The sequence below is a fragment of the Streptomyces sp. NPDC012888 genome, assembly GCF_042900645.1.
Lineage (GTDB): Bacteria > Actinomycetota > Actinomycetes > Streptomycetales > Streptomycetaceae > Streptomyces.
In genome coordinates this window covers 71181-83085 of record NZ_JBIBBM010000005.1, presented here as the reverse complement: position 1 = coordinate 83085, position 11905 = coordinate 71181, and the positions used below count along the sequence as shown (strand labels likewise).

Here is an 11905-nt window from a genome sequence, read left to right as displayed (position 1 = left end):
TGCCGTGGTCCAGGATCTGGCCCATGGACCTGCTGAACACCCTGGTGGACAAGGGGCTGCGGCGTGAGCTGCCGACCCGCGAAGAGGCGCTGGCCGTACTGGCGACCTCCGACGACGAACTGCTCGACGTGGTGGCCGCGGCCGGCAAGGTGCGCCGCCGGTGGTTCGGGCGTCGGGTCAAGCTGAACTACCTCGTCAACCTGAAGTCGGGCCTGTGCCCGGAGGACTGCTCGTACTGCTCCCAGCGGCTGGGGTCGAAGGCGGAGATCCTCAAGTACACCTGGCTGAAGCCCGAGGAGGCCTCGCGGGCCGCGGCGGCCGGTGTGGCGGGCGGCGCGAAGCGGGTCTGCCTGGTGGCGAGCGGGCGCGGCCCGACGGACCGGGACGTGGACCGGGTCTCGAAGACCATCGAGGCGATCAAGGAGCAGAACGAGGGCGTGGAGGTCTGCGCCTGCCTGGGCCTGCTGTCCGACGGCCAGGCGGAGCGGCTCCGCGAGGCCGGCGCCGACGCGTACAACCACAACCTCAACACGTCCGAGGGGACGTACGGGGAGATCACGACCACCCACACCTACCAGGACCGGGTGGACACCGTGCAGAAGGCGCACGCCGCCGGCCTCTCGGCGTGCTCGGGCCTGATCGCCGGCATGGGCGAGAGCGACGAGGACCTGGTCGACGTCGTGTACTCGTTGCGCGAGCTGGACCCGGACTCGGTTCCGGTGAACTTCCTGATCCCGTTCGAGGGCACCCCGCTGGCCAAGGAGTGGAACCTCACCCCGCAGCGCGCCCTGCGGATCCTCGCCATGGTCCGGTTCGTCTGCCCCGACGTCGAGGTACGGCTGGCGGGCGGCCGCGAGGTGCACCTGCGGAGCCTCCAGCCGCTGGCGCTGCACCTGGCCAACTCCATCTTCCTCGGCGACTACCTGACCAGTGAGGGCCAGGCCGGCCAGGCCGACCTGGACATGATCGCGGACGCCGGCTTCGAGGTGGAGGGCGCGGACACCTCGACCCTGCCCGCGCACCGGGCCGACGTCGCCGCCGCCCGGGAGGCCGGCGGCGGCTGCGGGTCGCACGGCGGCGGGGCCTCGCTCTGCGGGTCCGGGGCCGGGGCGGGTGCCGGCGAGGCCGGCGCCGCGGCCGGGGGTTGCGGGTCCGGCTGCGGGGGCTGCGGCTCCCACGCCGCCGCCGCCGGAGCGGAGCGCGAGCCGGCCACCGAGCAGGCCGCCGAGCCGGCCACGGCCGAGGCTCCCGCGCAGGCGGCGCCGGGCGAGGTGCGCCCGGAGCTGGTCGCCGTACGCCGTCGCGGTGCCGGAACGGACCTGGCGCCCAATGCCTGACCCGGACCGCCGCACGCTGCCCGTCGAGGAGCTCCTGGAGCTGGACCGGCAGCACGTATGGCACCCGTACGGCCCCATGCCGGGCCGTCAGGAACCGCTGGTCGTCGCGTCGGCCTCGGGCGTCCGGCTGCGGCTGGCCGCCCCGGCCGAGGGCCGGGACGAGCTGGTCGACGGCATGTCCTCCTGGTGGTCGGCGATCCACGGGTACAACCACCCGGTGCTCAACGAGGCGGCCACCGCCCAGCTGGGCCGGATGTCCCACGTCATGTTCGGCGGGCTGACGCACGAGCCGGCGGTGCGGCTGGCCGCGAAGCTGGTCGAGATCACTCCGGCCGGGCTGGAGCACGTGTTCCTGGCCGACTCGGGATCGGTCTCGGTCGAGGTCGCGGTCAAGATGTGCCTGCAGTACTGGCGATCGACCGGACGCCGGGGCAAGACCCGCCTGATGACCTGGCGCGGCGGTTACCACGGGGACACCTGGCAGCCGATGTCGGTCTGCGATCCCGACGGCGGCATGCACGAGCTGTGGTCGGGGCACCTGCCGCGGCAGGTGTTCGCGGACGCCCCGCCCGCGGGCTTCGACACCCCGGTGGACCCGGCGTACGCGGCGCACCTGCGGACGCTGGTGGCCGAGCACGCGGACGAGCTGGCCGCCGTGGTCGTGGAGCCGGTGGTGCAGGGCGCGGGCGGCATGCGCTTCCACCACCCGGGTTACCTGCGGCTGCTGCGCGAACTGTGCGACGAGTACGACGTACTGCTCGTGCTGGACGAGATCGCGACCGGGTTCGGCAGGACCGGTGCGCTGTTCGCCGCCGACCACGCCGGTGTCACGCCGGACGTGATGTGCCTGGGCAAGGCGCTGACGGGTGGTTACCTGACGCTGGCCGCGACCCTGTGCACGGCGCGGGTGGCCGACGGCATCTCCCGGGGCGAGGTCCCCGTGCTGGCGCACGGTCCGACGTTCATGGGCAACCCGCTGGCGGCGTCGGTGGCGCTGGCCTCGCTGGATCTGCTGCTGGAGCAGGACTGGGCGCAGGAGGTCAAGCGGATCGGGGCGGGGCTGCGGGAGGGGCTCGCCCCGGCCGCGGAGCTGCCGGGGGTGAAGGACGTACGGGTGCTGGGCGCGATCGGCGTGGTGCAGCTCGACCACGCGGTGGACATGGCCGCGGCCACGCGGGCGGCGGTGCGGGAAGGGGTCTGGGTGCGGCCGTTCCGCGACCTGATCTACACCATGCCGCCGTTCGTCACCTCCGACGAGGACGTGGCGCGGATCGGCCGCGCGGTGTGCGCGGCGGCCGGGGAGGGCTGAGATGGGCGTGGTGGTGGTGTCCGGGACGGGCACCGAGATCGGGAAGACCGTGGTGACCGCGGCGGTGGCGGCGGTCGCCGCCGCGGCGGGCCGGTCGGTGGCGGTGCTGAAGCCGGCGCAGACCGGTGTGGGCCCGGCGGAGAACGGGGACGCGGCGGAAGTGGTGCGCCTGGCCGGCCCGGCGGTGACCGGGGCCGAACTGGCCCGCTACCCGGAACCGCTGGCCCCGGACACGGCGGCCCGGCGGTCCGGACTGCCCGCGGTCGGACCGGAGCAGGTCGCGGAGGCGGCCCGGAAGCTGGCCGCCTCGCACGACCTGGTCCTGGTCGAGGGGGCCGGCGGGCTGCTCGTACGGTTCGACGCGGCGGGCCACACCCTGGCGGACGCGGCCCGGCTGCTGGACGCGCCGGTCCTGGTGGTGGCCCCGGCGGGCCTGGGCACCCTCAACTCCACGGCCCTGACGGCCGAGGCGCTGCGGGCCCGGGGTCTGACCGGGCTGGGCGTGGTGGTGGGCAGCTGGCCGGCCGAGCCGGACCTGGCCTCCCGCTGCAACCTCGCGGACCTGCCCGAGGTGTCGGGGCTGCCGCTGCTGGGCGCGGTGCCCGCCGGCGCGGGGGCGCTGGGACCGGAGGAGTTCCGGGCGGCGGCCGGCGGGTGGCTCGCGGCGGAGCTCGGCGGCGGCTGGTCGGCCGGGGAGTTCCTGGCGCGCTGGCCGGCGTAGGCGGGTCCGGCGGGGCTGATGGCGGTCCGGCGGGTCCCGGCGGGGCCGATGGCGGTCAGGCGGGCCCGGTGGGTCCGGCGCGTCCGGGGCGGTGCCGGGGCCGGCGGCGGGGAAGACTGCCGTTACGTGCTTGCCCGTCCGCTTCGAGGAGGTCCGCCATGCGTCCGCGACCGAAACGGCCCCTGCCCCAGGACACCGTCCACCACCCGCTGTTCGCCCGCTTCTACGCCCGGATGAGCGTGCAGGCGGACGTCCGGGGCGGGGTGGCCGGGCTGCGCCGGGAGCTGCTGGAGGGCCTGTCCGGCCGGGTGATCGAGATCGGCGCGGGCAACGGCCTGAACTTCGCGCACTACCCGCGGGCCGTCTCGGAGGTGGTCGCCGTGGAGCCGGAGCGCACCCTGCGGCGGCTCGCCGTCGAGGCGGCGGTGCGGGCGGACGTGCCGGTGGACGTGGTGCCGGGTGCGGCGGAGGCGCTGCCGGTGAAGAGCGAGGCCTTCGACGGCGCGGTGGCCTCGCTGGTGCTGTGCACGGTGCGGGACCTGCCCCGGTCGCTGGCCGAGCTGCACCGGGTGCTCCGCCCCGGGGCGGAGCTGCGGTTCTTCGAGCACGGTCTGGCGCCGGGGGCCGCGATGGCCGCGGTGCAGCGGGGACTGGACCGCACGGTGTGGCCGCGGCTGTTCGGCGGCTGCCACACGGCGCGGGACACCGTGGCCGCCGTCGGGGCCGCCGGCTTCCGGATCACCGCGGCGCGGACCTTCCGGCTGCCGGAGCGCGGGCCGGCGCTGCCCACCTCGTACTGCGTGATGGGTACGGCCCGGCGCGACTGAGGTCGGCCGAACGGATGATCCCATCGCTTTGCCCGTCCTTTACCATGTGGGGGAACCAGCCGAACGTCCCCGTCCCTCCACAGACGAAAGGTGTGAGCGTCCGCCCATGGGCGAGCCTCCCAGTACCCGACATCGAGCACGACTCCTCCTCCTGGCCGATCCTTGGACGGAGGTGAACCGATGACCGAAGTACTTCTGCTGCTCGTGGCCCTGCTGCTCTGCCTCGCCTGTGGGGTCTTCGTCGCGGCGGAGTTCTCGCTGACCACGGTCGAGCGCAGTGAACTGGAACGGGCCGTCGAGCGGGGCGAGCGCGGGGCGGAGAGCGCCCTGGCGGCCGTCCGGAGCCTGACGTTCCAGCTGTCCGGCGCACAGCTCGGCATCACGGTGACCGGCCTGGTCATCGGCATGATCTCCAAGCCCTCGATCGCCGCCCTGCTGCAGGGTCCGTTCGAGGCCCTCGGCCTGTCCGCGGGCGCCGCCTCCTCCACCGCGCTGGTGCTGGGCACCGTGCTGTCGACGGTGGTGCTGATGGTGGTCGGCGAGCTGGTGCCCAAGAACTGGGCGATCTCCTCGCCGCTGGCCATCGCCAAGCGGGTGGCGACCATGCAGCGGGTCTTCAGCCGGCTGTTCCGGCCGCTGATCAGCCATCTGAACACCACGGCGAACCACATGGTCCGCCGGTTCGGCCTGGAGCCCGCCGAGGAGCTGGCCAGCGCGCGCACCCCGCAGGAGCTGGTGGCCCTGGCGCGGCACTCGGCCCGGGCGGGCGCGCTGGAGAAGGACACCGCCGAGCTGTTCGTGCGGACACTGAACCTGGCGGACCTGACCGCCGAGAACGTGATGACCCCGCGGGTGCAGGTCACCGCGCTGGACGTGCAGACCACGGCCGAGGACGTGGCCAACGCGACCATGGCCACCGGCCTGTCCCGGTTCCCGGTCTACCGGGGCAACCTGGACACGGTGGTCGGCACCGTGCACATCAAGGACGTGCTGGCGCTGCCCGCCGAGGACCGCCACCGCTACCCGGTGGAGCGGCTGCTGCGCGCGCCGCTGCTGGTGCCCGAGTCGCTGACGGTGGACCGGCTGCTGGACCGCCTGTCGGGCAAGCAGACCATGGCCGTGGTGATCGACGAGTACGGCGGTACGGCCGGTGTGGCCACGCTGGAGGACATCGTCGAGGAAGTGGTCGGCGAGGTGCGGGACGAACACGACCCGCACGAGACGCCCGACCTCGCGCCGGCCGGCACGGACGCCTCCGGGCGCCGGCTCTACTCTGCCGACGGGGCCGCCCGTACCGACCAGCTGGAGCGGATCGGCCTGCGCGTGCCGGACGGCCCCTACGAGACGTTGGCGGGGCTGATAGCGACCGAGCTCGGCCGGATCCCCGAGGTCGGTGACGGCCTCGACCTGCACGGCTGGCGGCTCGACGTGGTCGACGCCAGCGGGCGGCGGGCCGCGCGGGTGCTGCTGCACGTACCGGTCGAACCCGAACCCGAACCCGGACCGGAGGCGGGGCGGGACGGCGCCCGGGACGGCCGCGGACGCGTAGGCGACCGTGACGCCGGTGACGCCCGTGACCCCCGCGACCCCGGCCGCGGGCACCGCCGCGGCCGGAGCAAGGACGAGGACCAGGACCCGGAGGCCGGCCGATGACCGCGATCCAGCTGCTGATCGGTCTGGCGACCCTGGTGGTGAACGCCTTCTTCGTCGGCGCCGAGTTCGCCCTGATCTCGGTCCGGCGCAGCCAGATCGAGCCGTACGTCGAGCAGGACGACCGGCGCGCGCGAAGCGTGCTGTGGGGCCTGGAGCACGTCTCGGCGCTGATGGCGGCGGCCCAGCTGGGCATCACGCTGTGCACCCTGGTGCTGGGCGTGGTGGCCGAGCCGGCGATCGCCCACCTGCTGACCCCGCTCTTCGAGCTGGTCGGCGTCCCGCACGGGCTCACCCACCCGATCTCCTTCGTGGTGGCCCTGGCGCTGGCGACGTACCTGCACATGCTGTTCGGCGAGATGGTGCCGAAGAACGTGGCGCTGGCCGAGCCGGTACGCACCGCGCTGCTGCTGGGCCCGCCGCTGGTGGCGCTGACGCGAGCGCTCAAGCCGGTGATCTTCGCGGTGAACGCCTTCGCCAACGTCCTGCTGAAGCTGCTGCGGGTGGAGGCGAAGGACGAGGTGGCGGCGACGTTCTCGGACGACGAGCTGGCCCGGATGGTCAAGGACTCCAGCGACGCGGGCCTGCTCGACGACCGGGCCAGCGAGCGGCTGCACGACGCCCTGGAACTCGGCCGCCGGCCGGTCAAGGACGTGGTGCTGGCGGCGGACCGGGTGGTCCCGGCCCGTCTGGGGATCACCCCCGGGGAACTGGAGCGGCTGTCCGCCACGACGGGGTACTCGCGGTTCCCGGTGGTCGACGAGCAGCGCATGATCCTGGGCTACCTGCACGTCAAGGACGCGCTGGACGCGCCCGCGCGGGAGGAGCCGTTCCCGGTGACGGCGCTGCGGGCGATCGCCCAGGTCCGGGCGGAGACCCCGCTGGACGACGTGCTGACCGCGATGCGGCGCAGCCGCACCCACCTCGCGGCGGTGCTGGGCGCGGACGGGGCCATGACCGGCCTGGTCACGATGGAGGACGTGCTGCGGGAGCTGTTCGGCAAGCCGGCCACGGCCTGACGAACCGCGGGGTAACATCGCTCCGCCATGCAGATGAATGCCTCATACACCAGTTTCGTCGCGGTCGGCGACTCCTTCACCGAGGGCATGTCCGACGCGCTGCCGGACGGCTCCTACCGGGGCTGGGCGGATCTGCTCGCGGCCCGGCTCGCCGACCGCGAGCCGGGCTTCCGGTACGCCAACCTGGCGGTGCGCGGGAAGCTGATCGGCCAGATCGTCGACGAGCAGGTGGGCCCGGCGGCGGCGATGGGCGCCGACGTGGTCACGCTGGTCGGCGGACTCAACGACACCCTGCGCCCCAAGGTGGACATGGGGCGGGTCCGCGACCGGCTGGAGGAGGCCGTGGAACGCCTCGCCCCGGCCTGCGGCCGGCTGGTGCTGATGCGCTCGCCGGGCCGGAACGGCCCGGTGATGGAGCGTTTCCGGCCGCGGGTCGAGCAGCTGTTCTCCGTCATCGAGGACCTGGCGGCCCGGCACGGCGCCCTGGTCGTGGACCTGTACGGGGCTCCGGTCCTCGGTGATGCGAGGATGTGGGACGTGGACCGGCTGCACCTGACGGCCGAGGGACACCGCCGGGTGGCCGAGGCCGTCTGGCAGGCCCTGGGCCTGCCCCCGGCCGAGGACTGGCGGACCCCGCTGCCGCCAGCCCGCCCGATCCCCTGGGCCGCACGCCGGGCCGAGGACGTGCGTTTCGCCCGGCAGCACCTGGTTCCCTGGATAGCGCGCCGGCTCACCGGCCGGTCCTCCGGCGACGGCCGCCCCGCCAAACGCCCCGAACTGCTGCCCTACTCGTAGCAACCCACAACCCGGCGCGGGCCCCGGACCTGCGTGAACCCACAGTTCCGGGGCCAGTAGAATCCCTTTACGTGACCTCCAAGCCCCGCATCCCCAATGTCCTGGCCGGCCGCTACGCCTCGCCCGAGCTCGCCGTCCTGTGGTCCCCCGAGTACAAGGTGACCCTGGAGCGGCGGCTGTGGCTCGCCGTGCTGCGCGCCCAGAAGGACCTCGGCATCGACGTCCCGGACGCCGCCCTGGCCGACTACGAGCGCGTCCTGGAGCAGGTCGACCTCGCTTCCATCGCCGAGCGCGAGAAGGTCACCCGGCACGACGTGAAGGCGCGGATCGAGGAGTTCAACGCCCTCGCCGGCCACGAGCACGTCCACAAGGGCATGACCTCCCGGGACCTCACCGAGAACGTCGAGCAGCTCCAGATCCGCCTCTCGCTGGAGCTGGTCCGGGACCGCTCGGTCGCCGTCCTCTCCCGTCTCGGCAAGCTGTCCGGCGAGTACGCCGAGCTGGTCATGGCCGGCCGGTCGCACAACGTCGCCGCCCAGGCCACCACCCTCGGCAAGCGCTTCGCCACGGCCGCCGACGAGCTGCTCGTGGCCTACGCCCGCCTGGAGGACCTGCTGGCCCGCTACCCGCTGCGCGGGATCAAGGGCCCGGTCGGCACCGCCCAGGACATGCTGGACCTGCTCGGTGGCGACGCCGGCAAGCTCGCCGAGCTGGAGCAGCGGATCGCCGGCCACCTCGGCTTCGCGCAGGCCTTCACCTCCGTCGGCCAGGTCTACCCCCGTTCGCTGGACTACGACGTGGTCAGCGCCCTGGTGCAGCTGGCCGCCGCGCCCTCCTCCATCGCCAAGACCATCCGTCTGATGGCCGGCCACGAGCTGGTCACGGAGGGCTTCAAGCCGGGCCAGGTCGGCTCCTCCGCGATGCCGCACAAGATGAACACCCGCTCCTGCGAGCGCGTGAACGGCCTGATGGTCATCCTGCGCGGCTACGCGTCGATGACGGCCGAGCTGGCCGGTGACCAGTGGAACGAGGGTGACGTGTCCTGCTCCGTGGTCCGCCGGGTGGCCCTGCCCGACGCCTTCTTCGCCTTCGACGGCCTGCTGGAGACGTTCCTGACCGTCCTGGACGAGTTCGGCGCCTTCCCCGCCGTCGTCGCCCGCGAGCTCGACCGCTACCTCCCCTTCCTGGCCACCACCAAGGTCCTGATGGGGGCCGTCCGTGCCGGTGTGGGCCGCGAGGTCGCCCACGAGGTCATCAAGGAGCACGCGGTGGCCTCCGCGCTGGCCATGCGCGAGCAGGGTGCCGAGCGCAACGAGCTGCTGGACAAGCTGGCCGCCGACGAGCGGATCCCGCTGGACCGCGCCGGGCTGGACGCCCTGATGGCCGACAAGCTCTCCTTCACCGGGGCGGCGGGCGACCAGGTCGCTGCCGTGGTCTCCCGCATCGAGGAGATCGCCAAGCAGCACCCGGAGGCCGCCGGCTACGCACCGGGGTCGATCCTCTGACCCCCGAAGAGCTGAACGCCGCCCGCGACCGCGTCCTCCCGGACGTGGTCGCGGGCGGCCTGCGTGTGCTGTTCTGCGGGATCAACCCCGGTCTCCTCTCCGCCGCGACCGGCCACCACTTCGCCCGCCCCGGCAACCGGTTCTGGCCGGTGCTCCACCTGTCCGGGTTCACCCCCCGCCGGCTGTACCCCGCCGAGCAGGAGGAACTGCTGACCTACCGCCTGGGCCTGACCAACGTGGTCGCCCGGCCCACCGCCCGCGCCGACGAACTCTCCGCCGAGGAGCTCCGCGAGGGCGGCCGGATCCTCACGGCCAAGGTGACCGAGCTGCGCCCCCGCTGGCTGGCCGTCGTGGGCGTCACGGCCTACCGCACCGCGTTCGGCGACCGCCACGCCGCCATAGGCGAGCAGACCCGCACCATCGGCCCGACCCGCATCTGGGCCCTCCCCAACCCCAGCGGCCTGAACGCCCACTGGACCGCGGACACCATGGCCCAGGAATACGCCCGCCTCCGCGCCGCCGCCGAGGACGCCCGCTAGGGCGGGTCGACGACCGTGACCACGGCCATCAGCTGGGGCGAGTGGTCGGCTCCCCAGTGGCCCGCGTAGACCGCGAGCCACCGGTCACCCGCCCGCCAGAGGTGCACGTGGTCGGTGGTGGCGCACACCCCGGTCCACGGCTCCGCCGGCTCCTCCCCCGCCCGGGACCACTCCGGCAGTCCCGCCGGGGCGAACACCTGCGGCTTCCCCCACCGGTCCGTCAGCCGGTCCGTCAGCGCCCCGTACTCCGCGGAGAGCTGCTCCTCGCCGGCCAGCCGGTCGGCCGGGTCCTCGTCCCCGTACCAGCGGCTGCCGCCCAGCTCGGCGAGGTGGTAGCCCGGCCCGCTGGTGACCGTCCCCGACCTGCCCTTCACCTCGGGGAAGGCACACGTCCGGAGCCGCTCTATGGTCTCTAGATGCTCTGCCGTGGTCATGCCGTCAGTATTCCGGCGGCCACTGACAACTGGCGTTCCGTCAGTGGTCAGGCGTCCCGCCGGCGCACCGCCAGCCAGCCACCCGCCAGGGCGGCCACCGTCCACAGCGCCATCACGCCGAGCCCGGTCCAGGGCCCCAGGACGCCTTCGGGCTCGCTGCGCAGGATCACCTGACCGGCGCGGTCCGGCAGGAACTGCGCCACGCCGCTCGTCTTCGCCGCGATGACGAAGGACACCAGCAGGAAGAACGGAACGAGCAGGCTCAGCACCGCCGCCGCGCTCCGTATGACCGCGGTCAGTCCCGCGGCGAACAGCGTGAGGAGCGTCAGGTAGACACCGCAGCCGATGACGGACCGCAGGGCGCCGGGGTCGCCCAGGTGGATGGTGTAGGGACCCATCTGGGCCTGACCGCCCAGGAAGGTGGCGAGGGCGGTCACCTGTCCGACGAGGAAGGCCAGCCCGCCGATCGTCGCGATCTTCGCCAGGTAGAAGCGGGTGCGGTCCGGCACGGCCGTCAGGGTGATCCGCAGGCCCGCGTTGTGGAACTCTCCGGCGACGGCGGTCGCGCCGAACGCGATCGCGGCGATCTGGCCGAAGTTGAGCCCGTAGTAGGCCGCGAGCAGCGGATCGTCCCCCATGCTGCCCGCCTCCGCCGTGCCGATGGCGGCCGCGGTCAGGGTCTGTATTCCGGCGGTGGTCAGCAGGATGGCGAGCAACGCGCCCACGGTGCTCCGCAGGGACCGTATCTTGATCCATTCGCTTCGCAGGACGGGCGCGGTGGGCAGAAAACCGGTGGTGGACATGGCGGGAGAACCTCCAGGGACGTTCAGCGGGTGGCGGCGAACTCGGCGTGGCCGGCGGTGAGGTCGAGATAGGCCTGTTCCAGTGAGGCCCGCTCGTCGGAGAGTTCGGACATGGGGATGCCCTCGCGGGCGGCGAGCGCACCGATCTGCTCGGCCCGTACCCCGTCGACCGTCCAGCGGTCGTCGGCGGCCTCGACCAGCTCCAAGCCGTCCCGGGCCAGGGTGGCCCGAAGGCGTATCGGATCGGAGGTGCGGAGCCGGACCCTGGCGGTGCTGCGCTCGTCGATGAACTGCCTCATCGACGTGTCGGCGAGCAGTCTGCCCCGGCCCAGGACCACGAGGTGGTCCACGAAGGAAGCGGTCTCCGCCATCAGGTGACTGGAGACCAGCACCGTCCGCCCCTCGGCGGCCAGCCGGCGCAGCAGCTCGCGGATCCAGATGATCCCCTCCGGGTCCAGGCCGTTGGTCGGCTCGTCCAGCAGGAGCACTCCCGGGTCGCCGAGCAGGGCCGCGGCGATCCCCAGCCGCTGGCGCATGCCGAGGGAGAACGTCTTGATGCGCCTGCGGGCGGCGGTCGCTATCCCCGCCTGCTCCATGACCTCCTCGACCCGGCGCGCCGGGATCCGGTTGGCCACGGCCAGGGCGAGCAGGTGGTCCCGCGCCCTCCTGCCGCCGTGCGCCGCCTGGGCGTCCAGCAGGGCGCCGACGTGGCGCAGGGGCTCGGAGAACTCGGTGAACCGGCGGCCCCCGATGGTGGCGGTGCCGGAGGTGACCCGGTCCAGACCGAGCAGCAGCCGCATGGTGGTGGACTTTCCGGCCCCGTTGGGGCCGAGGAAGCCGGTGACCCGGCCGGGCAGTACGTCGAAGGTGAGGTAATCCACGGCGCGGGTGGTGCCGTATTCCTTGGTCAGTTCCCGGATCTCGATGGTGTTCGTCGCTGCGTTCATGGCTCCAGACTCGCGGCCG

The 11905-nt window shown here is 73.5% G+C and carries 12 protein-coding genes; 9 read left to right on the top strand and 3 right to left on the bottom strand.

The features are described 5' to 3' along the window. Positions 1–23 precede the first annotated feature (23 nt). From bioB to mug, 9 genes are all read left to right on the top strand, one after another. Entirely contained in the window at positions 24–1337 is a 1314-nt protein-coding gene (gene bioB / locus ACFY61_RS10180) for a biotin synthase BioB (RefSeq protein WP_389469510.1), read from the top strand. Beyond that, positions 1330–2646, top strand: coding sequence for an adenosylmethionine--8-amino-7-oxononanoate transaminase (locus ACFY61_RS10175; protein WP_389469507.1), 1317 nt, complete (start codon positions 1330–1332; stop codon positions 2644–2646). The genes bioB and ACFY61_RS10175 overlap by 8 nt, the downstream gene beginning before the upstream one ends. Position 2647: 1 nt before the next feature. Further along, positions 2648–3367: a dethiobiotin synthase gene (bioD, locus tag ACFY61_RS10170; protein ID WP_389469504.1), complete on the top strand. Its 720-nt coding sequence runs from the start codon at positions 2648–2650 to the stop codon at positions 3365–3367. Positions 3368–3525: 158 nt separating this feature from the next. Beyond that, on the top strand, positions 3526–4194 hold the full coding sequence (locus ACFY61_RS10165; protein ID WP_389469501.1) for a class I SAM-dependent methyltransferase: 669 nt from the start codon (positions 3526–3528) through the stop codon (positions 4192–4194). A gap of 180 nt (positions 4195–4374) precedes the next feature. After that, positions 4375–5847, top strand: coding sequence for a hemolysin family protein (locus ACFY61_RS10160; protein ID WP_389469498.1), 1473 nt, complete (start codon positions 4375–4377; stop codon positions 5845–5847). After that, positions 5844–6863 (top strand): hemolysin family protein, encoded by a 1020-nt coding sequence (locus ACFY61_RS10155; protein WP_389469496.1) that lies wholly within the window; start codon positions 5844–5846, stop codon positions 6861–6863. The genes ACFY61_RS10160 and ACFY61_RS10155 overlap by 4 nt, the downstream gene beginning before the upstream one ends. 27 nt (positions 6864–6890) lie before the next feature. Further along, on the top strand, positions 6891–7658 hold the full coding sequence (locus ACFY61_RS10150) for an SGNH/GDSL hydrolase family protein (protein ID WP_389469493.1): 768 nt from the start codon (positions 6891–6893) through the stop codon (positions 7656–7658). Between the two features lie 71 nt (positions 7659–7729). Next, a complete protein-coding gene (purB, locus tag ACFY61_RS10145) occupies positions 7730–9163 on the top strand; it encodes an adenylosuccinate lyase (protein WP_389469492.1) in 1434 nt (477 codons plus the stop codon). After that, the gene (gene mug / locus ACFY61_RS10140) at positions 9160–9702 is read left to right on the top strand and encodes a G/U mismatch-specific DNA glycosylase (protein WP_389470395.1); all 543 of its coding nucleotides are present in this window, start codon (positions 9160–9162) and stop codon (positions 9700–9702) included. Before purB ends, mug begins: the two co-directional genes overlap by 4 nt. On the opposite strand, the gene ACFY61_RS10135 is transcribed toward mug, so the two are convergent. The 3 genes from ACFY61_RS10135 to ACFY61_RS10125 are packed head-to-tail and all read right to left on the bottom strand — an operon-like array spanning position 9699 to position 11886. After that, positions 9699–10136 carry a hypothetical protein gene (locus tag ACFY61_RS10135; protein ID WP_389469490.1) on the bottom strand — a complete coding sequence of 146 codons (438 nt, stop codon included), beginning with the start codon at positions 10134–10136 and terminating at the stop codon, positions 9699–9701. The genes mug and ACFY61_RS10135 overlap by 4 nt on opposite strands. Before the next feature lie 47 nt (positions 10137–10183). After that, positions 10184–10939 carry an ABC transporter permease gene (locus ACFY61_RS10130; RefSeq protein ID WP_389469487.1) on the bottom strand — a complete coding sequence of 252 codons (756 nt, stop codon included), beginning with the start codon at positions 10937–10939 and terminating at the stop codon, positions 10184–10186. Positions 10940–10962: 23 nt separating this feature from the next. Next, positions 10963–11886: an ATP-binding cassette domain-containing protein gene (locus tag ACFY61_RS10125; protein ID WP_389469485.1), complete on the bottom strand. Its 924-nt coding sequence runs from the start codon at positions 11884–11886 to the stop codon at positions 10963–10965. Between the last annotated feature and the right edge of the window lie 19 nt (positions 11887–11905).